Below are 17,438 nucleotides of genomic sequence, written 5' to 3' on the forward strand. Positions count from 1 at the left end.
CCGGGGTGTCAGGTCTCATGTTGCCTCACTTACCGGCTCCGGCGGGCGGCGCTGCTGCGGTCCGCATGGGTCTTAGTTTGCCGGGTCGACGGCAGCGGAGCTGCGTGCAGGAGCGGCTTTGGCACTGCCGGCTTGGGCAATGTCGGTTTCGATACTGCCGGCTTCGGCACTGACAGTTTCGGTACTGCCGGCTTCGGCACTGCCGGCTTCGGCACTGCCGGGCTGGCCAATGGTGTAATGAGCAGTGTCAGTGGTACCGGACTCACAGCCCTGCTGGTGTTCGCGGGCCTTTTGCTCGAGCTTGCGGGCGCGGCTTTGCTCAAGCTTTTCCATCATGTTCTTATAGAAAGAGCCATTGAGCCTGTAGTAGCGGAAGTAGATGATGATGGTGGCCAGAATCAGAATTGAGGAGACTATGAACATTACTACTCTCAGGCCTAAAATGGTCTCCTCACTCTGAGGTACATTTGGTACATAACCTACAAAGGACAGAGTAAGTGAGGAGGTAAAGCCGGCCAGAGCACCTGCCATCTTGGCAGTCATGGTCTGCATGGAGAACACAATGGACTCGGAGCGGGTATCAAACTTGTACTCACCGTAATCTACGGTGTCAGCCAGCATTACAGTGGTACATACCAGGGTGAAGGCAGAACCTGCAGAACCAAGGCAGTAAAGGGCGCCTGCTACAAAGATATTGCTGTCGGCATGAGAGCCTGCCACGAACAGACCGAAGTAACCGGTTATCACCATGCAGGCAGAGCCGATGAAGACGAACTTGCGGGAAGTGCGCTGCACAATTAAAGGGAAGGAAAGGAAAGCGACAAACTGGGCAATAGCACCGGCACCCATGAAGTAAGGGTAGATGTCCTGATTGTTCAGGATGTACTTGAAGTAGTAGATAATGGTGCCATTAACCAGGTTCTGAGCCATGTTATTAATGACGGTAAGGATAATAATCACTACCAGCTGATCGTTTTTGAACAGCAGAGTCAGCATGTCGCGGATAGTGATCTTTTTCTGAACTGGTGGAGTTACGTGCTCACGAACGTTTACGGCACAGACAATGGAGCCGCTCAGGAAACAGGCCACTACAATCATGGCAAAGCGCCAGTAACCGTCAGCCTCGGTAGCACCAATTCCGGTACCAAGCCAGGTAATCAGCGGCAGTCCGAAAATAACCACGCACTGACCGCCAATCATCGAGCAGGTGCGGGGAATTACGGCAATCACATCACGCTCGCGGGGATCAGAGCTGATAGCCGGAATAAGAGACCAGAAAGGAATGTCGATAACAGTGAAGGTCATGCCCCACAGAATGTAGAACACGCCGCACCAGATCATGACCCCGACTGGAGAAAGAATCTGGGATGGGTCAAAGAAAAGAAAAGGAATGATGGCGGCATTGATAACAGCGCCAATGAAAATCCATGGACGGAACTTGCCCCAGCGGGTCTTGGTGTTATCAACAATAAAACCCATCAGCGGATCATTGAAAGCATCCCAGAGGCGGGCAAAAAGAAAGAGAAAAGCCACGTAGGCCGGACTCAGACCAACCACGTCAGTAAAGAACACCATAAGATAGGCATTCATAAACCAGAAGGAGGTTGATTTGCCAAGGGCACCTATACCAAACGATGCCTTTTCTTTCAAAGGAACTGATGAGCTCATAATTGACTCCATAGACAAGGATTTAAGGGCACAACCTGCAGGAACTGATACGCCAGCCTGTTCCTGGCTTCCATCAGTCAGACAGTCTGCCTGCCAGCTTGCCTGCCGGGAAGTTTGCTGGCCTGCCAGTTTGAATGCCTGCCTGCCAGGCTGACTGTCATCCTGTCAGCTGTAAGCCCGCCAGTCTTGCTGAGTGACGTCTGACCAGCTGACCAGCTGACGACCGCATCAATACTGACCGAATGACTGAACTGCCTGAAGCAACAGCCAGTGCTGTGTTCTGCATAAGGCAGCTGTCCTGCCGTGCCACCTTCCTCTCTTAAGCACAGTCCTGAGCCCCTTAGTCTTTATGCCCGGGCACCTTAGGAGCTATGCTCAATTAAGTGACGGAAAATCTATCATTAAGCAATTTTGCTGATTTATGATTTTTGTCATAGCCTGATCCCCTGGCTCACCAGCTTCCCACAATGCTGATGCGCTCTCTAGATACACTATGTTGGACCATGCCTGGCCCTGCTTTTTCCATGAATACAAAAGTCACATTTATACTCATTAACTAAGAAAATCTGATTTATACAGGAAAAATAAAACAGCACCATACAACAGGACCATGTGCGCACACACAGCTTCAGGTCATACATAAATTCAAGCCATCCCCCGCTTAAAGCCCATTTTGTCTCCCTTCCAGCCACCTGCTCAAAACGTGATCTGCATTCAAATATTTTTTTACCTGACCATAACCGTCATTTGCTCATAATTTGCTGGCAGAACCCGGAGCGAGAGACAAAATGACAGGTGGTATTGCTGCATGAAAAAAGGCCCCTGGACCTTGCGGTTCAGGGGCCTTTTTTACAACAGATATTTTGCCTTTATGGGCCGGCTGCTCAGTCAGCTTTTGAGGCTGAATCTGCCGGAGCAGGATCCTGTGACGGTGACGGTGCCGGAGCCGGGGCGGCGGCCTTATGCGCGGCAGCGCCGTGCAGGGCCGCGTGGGCGGCATCGACGCGGGCCAGGTGCTCCTGATGACGATGGATATTTGGCGTCTCGATGGCGGCGCCCATGGTATCGCCATGTGAGGACAGCAACCGCTCCAGAGCAAGAGCACCAGCTGTCTTAGGCAGGGAGCTGGCGCCTGATGCCCCCTCATAGGAGGCGGCAGCAGCTGCGGCATGGGCTGCAGCCGGTGCGGTGCTGGCGGCATGTTCAGAGCCTGAAGCATAGCCAGTGCCGGAGGATGGCTGGGCGGCAGCTGGCGCGGCCGGAGCGGCGGCGCTGTCGACATGCATGGTGACACGGCCATGCAGAGCCTGCTCAAGGCGGCTTTGCTGCTCAGGGCTCAGGCTTGCCTGAGGAGCATAGGTGCGGCCATCTGCCGATGCGGTCAGTTTGAGGTGAGCCACAGTGCTGCCAGGTACACTCTTATGTCTGATACCGGAATGAGCGGACATGGAGTTTTTAAACAGATGGTGCTCATTGTCAATGGAGGTGGTGCCAGGGGCCTGCTGGCGCCCCAGGGCACTCATAAAGGCATTTAGTACAGTGCTGCCCCTGTTGTCAGCTCCATGGACCATGCCCTGAGCGGCTTGAGGTCCGCCAAGAGGGCCGGAGGCATAGCTTGCCTTGCGCCAGGCCCTGCGGCTGTCAACGTTGCTGCGCTCGCCTGCGGCAGCGGCAGAGCCCTGGTGGGCACTGTCATGAGCGGCAGCTTTTGCAGCGGCGGCAGCGGCAGCTTCAGCCTCCTGCTGAGCCTTGAGAATGAGTATCTGCTCTTCGGCTGTCTTAGGATCCTTACCTTCCATGTCTCTGAGGCTGCGTCTTAAGACCTTGCCCAGAGACGATTTAGGCAGAGAATCAACAAACTGGATAATGCGCGGCACCTTGTAAGGGGTGAGATAGGCACGACAGTACTGTTTTACTTCCTGGGCTGTAAGAGCCTGATCCTTGCGTACCACAAAGAGCTTGACGGCCTCGCCTGTGTTATCGCTTGGAATGCCGATAACAGCGCACTCCAGAACACGGTTAAAGCGGCTGACCACGTCTTCAATTTCGTTAGGGAAAACATTAAAGCCTGATACCAGGATCATGTCCTTAAGACGGTCGATAAGCTTGATATAGCCGCCTTCCATCCACTTGGCAATATCACCGGTACGCACAAAACCATCATCAAAGATAAAGTCATTGTGACGCTCTGACTTGTAATAGCCGTGCATGACCTGAGGGCCCTTGATTTCAAGCTCACCCTCCTGCTCCATATCACGGATTTCACGGCCCTCACTGTCCACAATACGGGCAATGGTAGAAGGCACAACCAGACCGATAGAGCCAGTGTAATGGTCCACATCAAAAGGACATACCGAGCACAGAGGAGAGCACTCGGTAAGGCCGTAGCCTTCAAGAATATGAAAGCCGGTCTTTTCAAAAAAACGCTGCTCTACACCGGACTGTAAGGCGGCACCACCGCCTACTACCAGATGCAGATTTTCCCACTTGAGCTCCTGAAACTCATCGTTGTTGATGAGCATATTGAACAGTGTGTTTACACCCGTCATGGCGGTAATTTCCGGATGACGGTGCAGGTCACGGGCAAAGGCCTTAATATTGCGCGGATCAGTAATGAGCAGATTGCGCGCGCCCAGATATGTAAAAAGGACCAGATTAACGGTCAGAGCAAATATATGGTACAGAGGGATGACGGTAAGAATGGTCTCCTCACCCTTTTTGAGTACCTGACCGTACATGCCATATGCCTGAGCGATATTAGCCAGGATATTGCCATGAGACAGCATGGCTCCCTTGGAGCGTCCTGTGGTACCGCCTGTGTACTGCAGCAGCGCAATATCGTCATACTTAATCTCTGGAGCCACAAAGCGCTCACGCACAGCTGCGCCGCGCTTAAGCGCATCAGTAAAGTCATGACAGGTGCCAAACTTTGAGCGGTCAATGGCCGGTACCATGCCCTTGAGTTTGACGGCAGTATTGATGATAAGACGCTTGAGTCCCAGCCAGTTATTAAAGGCATCACCAACCTCAGTTATGATGACATGCTTTACCAGGGTCTCATGAACAATGGAGGCAAGGCCATCGGCATAGTTGGCAATGACCACAATGGCTGTGGCGTCGGAGTTTTCCAGCTGGTTTCTCAGCTCACGGGGAGTGTAGAGAGGATTGATATTGATTACGGTTAAACCGGCCTTGAGAGCACCGAAAAAGGCGACAGGAAACTGCATCAGATTAGGCATCATGATGGCAATTTTCTCGCCCTGCTTCAGGCCCAGTTCAACCTGCAGGAAGGCAGCAAAGCTGTCGGAGAGCTCATCGACCTGACCATAGGTCAGCTCAGAGTCCATATTGATGAAAGCACAGTGATCACGGTACTTTGCAACCGATGACTCAAAGAGCTCCACCAGACTTTCAAATTCGTGGGTATTTACAAACTCAGGCACGCCCTCAGGATAGCTTTGCAGCCATGGCTTGTAATAATCACCATTTGGATCAATGTACTGAGCCTCACCTGCGCGGGCAGCACGTCCATAGAAGCTCTCTCCCGGACTGGCACCATGATTTAAGGTGCAGTCACAGTTTCCACCACACTGGCTGCCTGATCCCACATAAAAAGGACTGTTTTGGCAGTCGTGCGGATCAATGTCATTAGGGCAGTCACCACAGTTGGACAGACGCCCACGCATGCAGCGACGATCAATAGCACCTGATACAGCTGCCTCATGAGCAGCCTTGGCAGCCTCAATACCGGTAAGCACGGCACCGTGCATGCTGCGCTCACCGTGAATAATGCTGTACTCCACGAGGCCTGCTCTGCGGGCAGCCCAGCCAGAAACCACATGTCCGCCTGCAGTATCAGCCACGGCCACACCTGCGCCAGCGCAGCTGCCTGCAGCTGCCTCAGAGCCGGCACTGCCGGACGCTGCTGCAGAGCCTGCTGCACCTGTCGCAGCCGGTAACACACCGGCGGACTGAGCCGGGGAGCGCACAGCTTCAACATTAAGGCTGGAGGCTGCAGCAGCCACGGTCGCGTCAGGTTTCAGGCTGCCTGGCTTACAGTCGTGAGCAGTTCCACCAGGCTTGTTGTCCAGGGAGGTCTTAATGTTCTCAATGCTCATGATTCACCTCTATTGCCATTAACCCAACGCCGCTGACCGACAGCAGGCGCCTCAATTTTCCTTGTTCTCAAAAGATCAGGCATACTGCCCAATCTGCGGTGTGCAACGGTAGGCCCCACCGCCTCTTTCCCAGGTGGCCAGAGCACATCCGTGCTCACTAAGCCCTCTGCCCTGACTTAGGGCAGTCATCTTATGCCCGGCCTGCTGCGCCGGCCGTTACTGCAGTTCCTGCAGCTAATTCAGCTAACGCAGTTCCTGAAGCTAACGCAGCTAACGCCGTTTCTGCAGCTAACTCAGCTAAGCACTTCCTGCTGCTAATTCAGCTAACGCAGTTCCTGCAGCTGACAGCTGCTGCAGCTCCTAAATGATTGCAGGGCAGCTTACTAATCCTGCAAGAGCACATGGCCTGATAAAAGCCAGGGTATGGCCTGAAAGGCTATGCCCTGAATGCTCAAGTGAAAGCCGGCTCAGCACGTTCATGGTAACTGCAAGCGCCATTGGAGATGTACTGCCATGGCAGCTATGACTCTTTAGAGCCGGTCAGCCTGCGCCACCTGTGCTGCCCTGTCTTAGCTGAGGGCCCTCCTTTGAGGCTGACAGCCCCTGCAAGGGCAGTTTTACTGATACATTGTCATTGTAGCAAGCTTTATACGGGCGCGCTTTGCCCGGGGCGCACATGCACTAAAATTTGTGATCATGCAACATTCATGATCCTGCTTTTTTGCCAAATTTGCGCAACAAAGCGGGTTCCCCACCCCTCTGGCACGATTTTTTTCCCATAAGCTCACTTTTTCATGAATGTCGACCTGACAGGGTGCTCCTGATGGCCAGTACGGTGCTGACAGAGCTGCCGTCCTGTGATCCATGCCGGGATGGTATGGACTTTGAGCCAGGCTGTACCCGCCTGAGTGAAAGCCTGCGGATACAGGTCGGCCGACGGCTGCCTGGTGCCTGCGGATGCAGGTGGACCGGCGGCTGCATGGAGCCTGCGGATGCAGATGGACCGACGGCTGACTGGAGCCTGCGGATGCAGATGTACCGGCGGCTGCATGGAGCCTGCGGATGCAGGTCGGCCGACGACTGCCTGGAGCCTGCGGGTGCAGATGGGCCGACGGCTGCCTGGAGCCTGCGGATACAGGTCGGCCGACGACAGCTGCGGAGGCAGCAACGGCGGCGGCGGGGCTGGCGGCGGCAGCTGCATGTAAGGCGCATTAAACAGCAGAGCCTGATCTAACTTGAGATCAGGCTCTGCATTATGGGCTCAGGGCTGCGCTGCCTGTGGCAGACGAGCTCATTATCCCTGGAGTCCGCCCTGCCCGATGTGCACGGCATTGTCACGTGCTCAGGGGATGGGGATGAGCGTGCAGCTGTTATTTGCCGTGGCGGGCAGCGAAGTCCTTCATGAAGGCAACCAGCACTTCGGCACCCTCTACAGGCATGGCGTTGTAGAGGCTGGCGCGCATGCCGCCCAGAACCTTGTGACCCTTGAGGCCAATCATGTTGAGCTTCTTTGACTCAGCAAGGAACTCCTGGTTTAAGTCTTCGTTCACGAGATTAAATACGCAGTTAACGCGGGAACGATCCTTTGAGGCTACCTGACAGCGATAGAAGTCAGTGCTGTCGATATAGTCATAGAGCATGGAGCTCTTGGCAATGTTACGGCGCTCCAGCTCCTCAGTTCCGCCCAGCTGCTCAATCCACTTGAAAGCCAGACCGGCCATATACCAGGCAAAGGAGTTTGGAGTGTTGTACATGCTCTCGTACTTGTCGAGCACAGCCCAGTCAAAGATGGACGGGCAGTACTTGCGGGCCTTGCCAATAAGGTCACGGCGCACGATGGAAATGGTAAGACCGGCTGGAGCAATGTTCTTCTGAGCACCGAAAATCAGAGCACCAAAACGGCTGACGTCCATAGGACGGGTCAGTACATTGGAGGAGATATCAACAATCAGAGGAGTGTCACCAGTTTCAGGCATCTCAAAGAGCTCAATACCGTTTACGGTCTCATTGATGCACAGATAGGCATAGGCAGCACCAGGGGTGACCTTCATCTTTGACATGTCTACTTCGTAGTAGCCATCGCTGTTGGTAAAGACGCACTCATGCAGGCGGGCATCACCATAGCGCTCAGAACACTCCTTGAAGGCACTGCGGGACCAGTGGCCGGTAACGAAGTAATCGGCAAAGCCGTCTTCAGGCAGAATGTTCAGCGGCACGGCAGCAAACTGGCCACGACCACCACCCTGCTCAAAAAGAACAGCATAATTGTCAGGAATATTCATGACTCTGCGCAGCAGAGCCTCAGCTTCCTGAGCCACCTTGATGTATTCGGCAGAACGGTGAGACATTTCAACAATGCCCAGACCCAGACCTTCAAAATCGCAGAACTCAGCCTGAGCCTTGCTCATAACCTCCTGTGGGATCATGCTGGGACCAGCGCTGTAATTCCATGCTCTCATGAACTCTATACCTCAACAGAAAAAAGACTTAAGTTTGGGTGAAACATAATAGCGCAAACACGCTGTCACTGCCGCCCTGCCACAATTATATGCAAAGCCGGGTCTGTGGGCACCATATATGTGCAAATTCCCTGAAAAGCAGCCCTTTGAGCCTGCTTTTAACGCCCCGGCCCCCAAAAACGCACCACCAAAAGGCAAGCCGCACTGCAGTCACGCGGACCACGCTCGCCAGCCTGGCCACGCGCTGCAAGCTGCGCAGCGCGGCAGCGCCGGCCCTGGCTCCGGTGCAAGTAAAAAGCCCGCAGGGCTCGGTATTAAAGAGCTCCTGCGGGCATTTAGTCACTGGCTGGACAGCCGGGTACCTGGGCTGCAGCCACAGGCCAGGGCCTGCAGCCTGATGCTCAGTCTGCACTGTCGGGTCAGCACTCAGCGATTATCAGATATCGTCGTTGTTATCACCAGGGGATGGCTCGCCCTCTGGCAGGTCCATGTCGAGACTGCCATTGTCCTCGCCTGGGCCGCTTTCGTGGCCGTTATCCAGAATGCTGCTGTCCATGGTGGCGCCGTCAATGTCATTGGTCATAATATCATCAGAGCCGGAGATAACGCCCTCGGCGGCCTCATCCGCACGGCGCTTTTCAGCGGCACGGGCCTCGGCTGACTCGTTAATGGCGGCTACTACCTCAGGGCAGATCTCCTGCAGACCCACAATGAGCTCGCCCTCGGCAGTACGCTTGAGTCTTAAGTAACCGGCACCACGGCTGCGAACGGTGAGATCGGAGACGCGGGAGCGCAGTACGCTGCCATTGTTGGAGAATACCAGGTAATCGCTGTCCTCATGGGCGCTGATTACACCAACAATGCGCTCGGAGCGGGCAGCTGCGGAGCAGGCAAAGTTACCCATACCGCCACGGCGTACCTTGCCCGGCATGGAGATCAGGCGGCCACGCTTGCCCACACCGCTTTCGGTAATGACGATGTAGTTGAGCTTTTCATCCTCAAGATGTTCAGCAGGAACCACAATCATGGCAGCAAGGCGGGCACCCTTCATCAGTCTGATACCACGGGTGGTACCGGCAGTACGGCCACGAGGACGGATGCCACCGTTGCCGGACTTGCGAACGCCAATATAGCGGCGGATACCCTCGAGCTCACGGGCAATGCGATCAGACTCTGAAATGGTCTCATCGTCATCATCACCCTCGGCAGCGGCATTGTCGGCAGCCTCGGCAGCAGCCTCAGCGGCGCTGTCAGCGCCATCACCAGCACCGTCAGCTCCATCGCCCTTGTTGAGCTCCACATACTCACAGAAACGCATCATGCGGCCATTGGTGGCAAAGAGCATAATGTCGTCTTCACCATGAGTAAGCTCAACAGCTACGAGCTCATCACCCTCTTCGAGGCTTATGGACTTGATGCCTGAAGAGTTGCAGCGCTTGAGGTGGCTCCTGAACTGGCTTAAGGCCAGACGCTTGACACCGCCCATGGCAGTGGCAAAGACAATATAGGCGCTCTCAGTGCCATTGTCCTCATTGAGCTTTTGCAGCTGCTCTTCGCTCAAAGGCAGAATGCGGCGTACGGACTCGCCCTCATCCAGATCGAAGAGATTCTGGATAGGACGGCCACGCCAGCTCTTGTTTGTGGAGGCAGGCAGGTCATAAGCATTGGTAATGAAGCAGCGGCCCATATTGGTAAAGCACATGATGCGGTCATGGCTGTTACATACGGTAGAGGTAACGATAAAGTCCTCTTCCTTGAGCTTGGCTGCTCCCTTGCCCATAGTGCCACGGCTGGAGGCCTCGTACAGGGAAAGATCCTGATGCTTGATATAGCCTTCCTGTGACAGGGTAATGAGTACGGCCTTACGGGTAATGAGATCAGCCTTGGAAATCATGCCGTCAACCACAATTAAGCTGGAGCGGCGCGAATCCTTGAAGGTATTGCGGGCTTCGAGAAGCTCCTCGCGGATTACGCTGTTCATGCGGGCAGTGCTGTTGAGGATCTCAAGGTAATTTCTGATGTTGGCCTTGAGGTCCTGGTAATCCTTCTGGATTTCCTCAGTAGCAAGGTGTGTCAGACGGTTTAACTGCAGAGCCAGAATGGCACGTGCCTGAGCGTCAGACAGATGGTACTTGCCGTCTACAAGGCCGGTACCTGGCTCAATACCCAGAGGCAGACAGATGTTTACGCCATGCTCGTCATACTCGATGATGGAGCTTACCAGAGCGCCATTCCACTGCTCGGACATGAGCTTGATACGGGCATCCTCTGAGTTCTCGGCACTGGTAACCAGATCAATAATGCGCTGAATATTGCTCTTGGCCACAATCAGACCCTCATCAAGGAAAGCCTTGCGGCGGTCCTGACGGAGCAGATAAACAGTACGGCGGGTTACCACCTCACGGCGGAACTTGAGGAACTCTTTTAAAATCTCTATTAAGGACAGCTGCTTAGGTCTGTTGTTGACCAGAGCAATGACGTTACAGGAGAAGGAGCTCTGCATTGAGGTGTGCTGGAAGAGATTGTTGAGCACAGCCTCTTCGTAGGCATCACGCTTGAGATCGATGGCAATGCGCACCTGATTGTCCTTGTCAGACAGATCGTTGACCTCGGCAATGCCCTCAATCTTCTTCTCTCTGATCAGATCGGCAATTTCCTTGACAATGGCGCTCTTATTGACCATGTAAGGAATCTCGTCCACGTAAATGGTGGTACGGCCCTGCTTGTCAGTTTCAGAGTGGGTACGGGAGCGGATAATGATGCGGCCACGGCCGGTTTCATAGGCACGGCGGATTTCTGGAGAACGCAGAATCAGACCGCCGGTTGGGAAATCAGGACCTGGAATGTAAGTCATGAGCTCATCAAGGCTAATGTCCGGATTTTCCAGCATGGCCAGAGTGCCGTCGATAACTTCAGCCAGATTGTGTGGCGGAATGTTGGTAGCCATACCTACGGCAATACCGGCAGAGCCGTTTACCAGCAGGTTTGGATAACGGGTAGGCAGTACCTCAGGAATCTGCTCATTGCCATCGTAGTTTGGATAGGTGTTAACCGTCTCCTTGTCGATGTCCTGGAGCATCATCTCGGCAATCCTGGTCATGCGCACTTCGGTATAACGCATGGCGGCTGCGCCGTCACCGTCGAGGTTACCAAAGTTGCCCTGACCGAAGATTAAAGGTGCACGCATGGAGAACCACTGGGCCATACGCACAATGGTTTCATATACGGCAGCATCACCATGAGGGTGGAAACGACCGATTACGTCACCTACCACACGGGCAGACTTCTTGGTAGGACCGTTATGCCAGATCTTCAGATCGTACATGTCAAAGAGTACACGGCGGTGTACCGGCTTGAGACCGTCACGTACGTCTGGAAGAGCACGGTCAACGATAACGCTCATGGCGTAGTCAATAAAGGACTGACGCAGCTCGTCTTCGAGCTTTACATGAGGTGAGGTTTCCGTGACGGCATTATCAGCCCATGCTGACGGTTCAGTTCCGTCAGGGCCCTGCTCATCAGACGATACTGCAGCAGTGCTTTCACCGGATGCCTGTCCGGCAGTCTGCTCCAGTTCCACCTGATCTGCTGTTTCCACAGGGGTGGCGCCTTCAGCCTGTGAGGCTGCGGTCTTCTCATCTTTGTTATCGTGGTTGTCAACCATGAAAAGTTACCTTACAAAATCTAACATTGCACCATATGCAGTGCGCACGCAAGCCGACCTGGCTTTAAGTAAGCCGGCCCGCCACTCGTGCAGTTACAGGTGCTGAAACCCTGGCTAAAGTCATTGCTCGCCTTAGGCAAAACCAGGCTCTGGCCTGACAGGTTTTGGCTAAGGCTGACATATGCTGACTCGTGCAGTCATGCCGTCAGAGGCAAAAGCCCTGGGGCATAATGACACAAAAGGCCCGCAGGTTATGGAGGACAAAGACCATGTCCACAGCCCCGGGCTTAAATATGTCAAATGAGGACGGGGACAGAAAAACCCCGCAAAATACAGAGAACTGACACCTGAGCAAAAGATCCGTCACAGGCCCTTACAGCTGCCGCTGTCCATCCAGCCGCACATGCATCCGCATCTGCATCCGCATCTGCGGCTGTATGAGCTGACTCACTTTCAGCAGCTCTTAGAGCTATCCGTACAGATGTCCTTACAGCGGTCTGTACAGCCTGACGTTATGGTCATGCTCCGGGCGTTTTACCCTGATTTACTGACGCCCTTGCGGCCATGGTAAAATCACCGTCCCTGAGCATTGCTCACAGTGCAGAACAAAGAAATGCACAAGGCCACATTTTATCATAATGTGGCTATTTTCTCAATTTTCCCGCGTCCTGGTTGCAGACAATACACCCCCATATCACAGCCCCTGTTTTGCTGTATGCATCATTTTTCGGGCCCCTTTGACCGCATGACCCGTAAAATCCAGGAAAAATCAACTCTATTCAGTCCCTTTCCCTCCCCGGCAAAACACCATGCCCGCCCAATGCTATACGCCCGGACATGCATAGCCCCGGCAAGTCCGCATAAGCCCACTCATCACCACCTGTTAAAAACCGCCCCCAGGACCTGTTCAAGGATCTGCCCATAGCCCAGCTCCAAGGCCTGCAATCCCACATGGCAGAGCACTCCACCTGTCCTTGCATGCCCTTTGGCATGTCTCAAGGTCAGGCATGGCCCAGAGCCGGCAAGGCTCATGGACGGGCAGGGTATGGGACCATGGGCTGCTCAGCTGGGCTGGGGCATGGGGCTGGTCAGCTGGCCTGGGGCATGGGCCGGTTTTGAGCACCCCGGTGCGGACAGTTCAGACAAAAAGGGCCGTGATACTGTGCTTTGGGCACAGGTACTCACGGCCACAATATGGATAGCACTTGCAGACCGGTCTGGTTGGCGTGCCGGCTGCAGGTGCGGTCAACTTCAGCTTCATGGCTGAAGGTCATTATTTTTTGTCAATGTAAGGGGCAATGGCTCTGCGCAGCTTGACCATGGTAGTGCTTACCCAGCGGGAAATCTCCGGCCAGTTGTCGGGGTTCTTGCTGTCGCAAGTCATCTCAATGCTGATCAGGTAATACTTGCGGGTCTCACAAATTGGATACCATGTCAGGGTCAGACCGGAATCTGCCTCAATCTCTGCCTTATGAGACTCAAGAAGCTCATAGATTTCAGGTACATTGCCAGTAAGATCAATGGCAATACGCCCCTTGTTCATAGCATTGGTAACTGTAAACCTGCATCCGGCATTACCGGTAGCGTAGTTAAGCCAGTTATTCTTCGAGGCCTTCATACGTCTGAACAGGCCTGCAAATTCCTCATCCCTGAATGCATAATTCTGGAACTCGTCCCAGAAGCCAATACGCTTCTCATCACCAACTGTGTGCTTGACCTGAACGCGCTTGTCCTCCTCGGAGCTGACAGCGGTAACAGCAGACATGTCCAGAATGGCAGGAATTTCCTGCTCAAACTTGAGCTTGTTGAGCTGACACAGACGGTCAAGTGAGTACAGTACGGTCTGAATGGAGCTGGCGCGGTTTTGCAGCCATGGAGTACCCTGCCTGCAGAAACAGTCGATAATGGCAGGATAGCATGGAGCCTTTTCAGCCGATTCGCCCTCAAGACCATGCTCTTTTTTCCACTCTTCAAAGTACTCAGGGAAGTTATGAAGCTTGAATGCTTCGGCTGTGTTGCTGTTCCAGTTGCGGTATACAGGTTCACGGCTGAGCATACGGTAGATCTCAGGGTAGGCAATCTGAATACATACCATGGCGTAGTTGATGACCTTCTGAACGTTGGTCAACGAACCAGATGGCCTGTCATCCTGCATATCCTCGGCACTGTCCTCAACATACATGTACTGCAGAAGAGACAGACTGTTGAGCAGACGCTTGATGGAGCGCGGGTTGGTTCCTGTAGTATTTGAGGTGATATCGGTAATCATCTGGATAAAGGTGCGGTCATTTTCTTCACCCTCATCATCAAATACCAGATCATTGAGATCGCTTTGAGCACAGTAACCAATACGCATCAGGGCATCGGCCACGTAACGGTCGACACGGTACTTCTCCGTAGGCATGGTAAAAGGCATCTGGATAATCTTGTCGAAGAAGGAGCGGTAAGCGCGCTCATCGTTCTCGTCCTTGTTGCCCAGCTTGGCCTTAAGTCCCTTGACCACTACGTTGTAGTCAATGGCCAGCACGAAGATGCACTTGTTGACCTCAAAGAAGTTCTTGATAACCTCAAGGATCTGCACGGCCATTTCAGGATTGATACGGTCCAGATCGTCAACAAAAACCATGAAGCCGCGACGGGAGGTGGCACCGGCCTCATGATCGAGCCTGATGCACTCCTCTACTGCCGAACATACAGCCTTGCGGAATTCCTCAGGCTTGAATGGACGCTCATCCTTTTCACCACTCATGGCAGACTCAAGCTTGTCTATGGCATTTTCCACCATGGAGCCGCCATAAATGGCCGAGGCCATGCGACCGCCCTTCATGGCAGCCTTAAAGAAGGTGCTCTGGGAGATCTTCTTTATGGTACTCAGTGCCGGAGACTGATGGTTGTGCTTTTCAAGGAACAGAGTAACGTCATCGAGCAGTCCACGGACAATGCTTTCAACAGCATCGGCCGGCTCCTTGAGCAGACAGTGCTCCCACATGTTCAGGAAAATGGAGTGGAATGGCTTGTTATCCTCAGGGGCATCAAGGGTATCGCACAGCTTGTAGCGCAGGGAGTTGATTACCGAAGTCTTGCCACTGCCCCATTCGCCCTGAATGGCAATGGTAGTTGGCATGGCGGCGTTTTCAAGAAAGTGGGCCAGAGCATTGATATAACGGCTTACACCCAGCAGGTCCTAGTCATCACCGGCTTTTGGTGCATCAATCAGATTAGAATCGGCCATAAAATCAGCATCCTCTATAGTGTTGGCTTTTTCAGACAGCAGGCTCCCTCATGGCCCATCCGGCCCATACGGGCCCATTCAGCTCCAGCAGGCACCATCAGGGCCCATCGGGCAGTATTCTCATGACACTAAGACACCAGGACATGCCGACAACGCCGACATGATTTATGGGCATGATGGTCCAGATGTGACTGATGTTAATGAGTGGGCTTATGGTCAAGACATCATGTATGCAGCGCGTTCACATGAACGAACATGGCAGCTTTAAAGATCGCATGCATGCCCAGTCATGCCTGTCGTGCAGGTATGGTCTGGAAGGAAAGCACAGTCTCGTGGAAAGGCCATGGGCCGAGCTGCTGATGTGTACTTGCTGCTGACAGAGCAGACAGCTTGCTGACAGGGCTGGCAGGCAGTGTGCCGCCTCTGTTCCCATTATATGGCTTTATCATGGATATGACTTAAATGCCTGCTGATTTACTGGCATGTTTGCCGGCTGATTACCCGGCTTAACTTACAGGATAAACTGCCACTGCCTGACGCGGCCGCAGCGCATCTCTTTGTGCTGCTCGCAGTTGCAGATGCAAGGGATGGCAGCATCATAAGCATAAGCGTGCAAGTTCCTGAGCGTGCTGGCTCCAGCCGCGCAGGCGGGATGCTGCAGCTGCAGGGCGGCAGCTGCATGGGACTGAAAAAGCATGTGGCTGTGTCCTGTAAATGACCTTTGTCTGTGGCCTGGGCACCTGCCCAAAGAGCTGCAGACTGGGGGTTATCAATGCGATTTTAATCAGGCATAAGGCACTATTTTTGCTAAACTGAAAAACGCACAACGGCAGACTGTGACTGCTGCCCATACCTTTTCTTTGCCGGAGGAGTCTTTATGGCCTTTAAGAATGCCCGCATTTATTCAGTAGAAATAACCCCTGAGCTTCAGGAAATTTTCCGCAATGAAACCCGCCTTGAGGAGTGTATTACCTCAGTACGTTTCAGACCGGCCGGCGCTCAGGAAATGTCCTCCTGCGGCTTCTCCCCTGTTTTTGGCCGTCACACTGACTCCTACACTTTCACCAGCAGCGGCAGCCACTTCTTCCGTTTTACTGAGGAAAACAAGCTGATGCCATCCTCTGTAGTTAATGAGCGCCTGCTTGACATCATTGACCAGAAGGAGGCCGAACTCAGCCGCAGCCTCAAGAAGAATGAAAAGCAGGCTCTCAAGCAGGCTCTGGTAGATGAAATGATGTCCAAGGCTTTTGCCAGCCGCCGTGAGCTCTTCATTATGGTCAACTCCGTTGAGGGCTTTATCGCCATTTCCGCCACCTCTGCCAAGCGCGCCGACAATGCCATTACCATGCTGCGCAAGGCCTTTGGCACCTTCCCTGCCAAGACTCTGCAGCCACGTGTGGTAGTTGAGGATCGCATGACCAACTTCATCGCCAAAGACGATCTCCCTGAGGGTATTAATCTTGGATATGACTGCGTACTCAAGAGCGATGATGATACCGGCGCAACCGTAAAAGCTACCAAAGAAGATCTGACCTGTAAGGAAATCCTCAGTCACATTGAGGCAGGCAAGCATATTACCGAACTGCAGCTGGAGCTGGTTGACCAGGCTACCTTTGTTCTCAATACCGAGCTTACCCTCAAGCGCATTACCCTTGATGATCAGTACCTTGAAAAGAACCTGCCTCAGAAGACTGATGACAAGGTAGCTGACATGCAGAGCTTCATGCTCGTTGAGGCTGATGTTATCAAGTCCATGGTCAAGTCAGTTATGCAGGCCTTTGACTGCGCAAGCCAGGGATAAGTCGTGACCTGGCGCAGTACTGCATCAGACCTCCATCTGATACACCGACCTGCCTGAACCCTCCATCGGGGCCCGGTATCTGCACAGGATATCGGGCCCTGATGTTTTCTGCAGGACATGGGCATGCTCCCGCATACTCAGACAGCGCCCGGCTGAGCGCGCCTGCGTCAGCGCATGGCGACCGCAGTGGCCGGCTGCGACTGCTGCAGCAGCTGCCTCTGCAGCCTGGCCGCCCGGCGCTGCTGCCTGTGATGGTGGCGGTGGTGGTAAAAGGCTTTCGCACCTGGTTAATGGCTCGAGGCAGGTTTAATGGCTGTATGGTATGGCCGGATGCTGTGAGGTCGCTGCGGAGGGCTGCAGCCGGGCTTGTGTTATCAAAGTGAGGGCACGGGTGCGAAAAATGAGCGGACCAGGGGCCCTCACGGGCGGCTTATTTTTGTACAATAGGGCGCTTTTTATGTCTGGCAGATCAGCTGTTTTTGCTCTGTGTCCGACT

Annotated in this window: 6 protein-coding genes; 1 reads left to right on the top strand and 5 read right to left on the bottom strand. The window is 53.8% G+C overall.

The features are described 5' to 3' along the window. Window positions 1-72: 72 nt before the first annotated feature. The 5 genes from melB to MXE39_RS03010 all read right to left on the bottom strand — a co-directional run bounded on the left by melB (window position 73) and on the right by MXE39_RS03010 (window position 15,090). Window positions 73-1,668, bottom strand: coding sequence for a melibiose:sodium transporter MelB (gene melB, locus MXE39_RS02990; protein WP_246978202.1), 1,596 nt, complete (start codon window positions 1,666-1,668; stop codon window positions 73-75). An 884-nt stretch (window positions 1,669-2,552) separates the two neighbouring features. Next, window positions 2,553-5,786 carry an AMP-binding protein gene (locus MXE39_RS02995; RefSeq protein ID WP_246978203.1) on the bottom strand — a complete coding sequence of 1,078 codons (3,234 nt, stop codon included), beginning with the start codon at window positions 5,784-5,786 and terminating at the stop codon, window positions 2,553-2,555. A 1,370-nt stretch (window positions 5,787-7,156) separates the two neighbouring features. Next, window positions 7,157-8,245: a 3-phosphoserine/phosphohydroxythreonine transaminase gene (gene serC, locus MXE39_RS03000; RefSeq protein WP_281503423.1), complete on the bottom strand. Its 1,089-nt coding sequence runs from the start codon at window positions 8,243-8,245 to the stop codon at window positions 7,157-7,159. A gap of 436 nt (window positions 8,246-8,681) precedes the next feature. Continuing rightward, window positions 8,682-11,909: a DNA topoisomerase (ATP-hydrolyzing) gene (locus MXE39_RS03005; RefSeq protein ID WP_246978205.1), complete on the bottom strand. Its 3,228-nt coding sequence runs from the start codon at window positions 11,907-11,909 to the stop codon at window positions 8,682-8,684. A gap of 1,273 nt (window positions 11,910-13,182) precedes the next feature. Beyond that, window positions 13,183-15,090 (bottom strand): DUF4268 domain-containing protein, encoded by a 1,908-nt coding sequence (locus MXE39_RS03010; protein ID WP_348647463.1) that lies wholly within the window; start codon window positions 15,088-15,090, stop codon window positions 13,183-13,185. A 928-nt stretch (window positions 15,091-16,018) separates the two neighbouring features. Here MXE39_RS03010 and rdgC point away from each other — a divergent pair. Further along, on the top strand, window positions 16,019-16,942 hold the full coding sequence (rdgC, locus tag MXE39_RS03015) for a recombination-associated protein RdgC (RefSeq protein WP_246978299.1): 924 nt from the start codon (window positions 16,019-16,021) through the stop codon (window positions 16,940-16,942). The last annotated feature ends 496 nt before the right edge of the window (window positions 16,943-17,438 follow it).

This window comes from Anaerobiospirillum sp. NML120511, from assembly GCF_023050955.1.
Lineage (GTDB): Bacteria > Pseudomonadota > Gammaproteobacteria > Enterobacterales > Succinivibrionaceae > Anaerobiospirillum.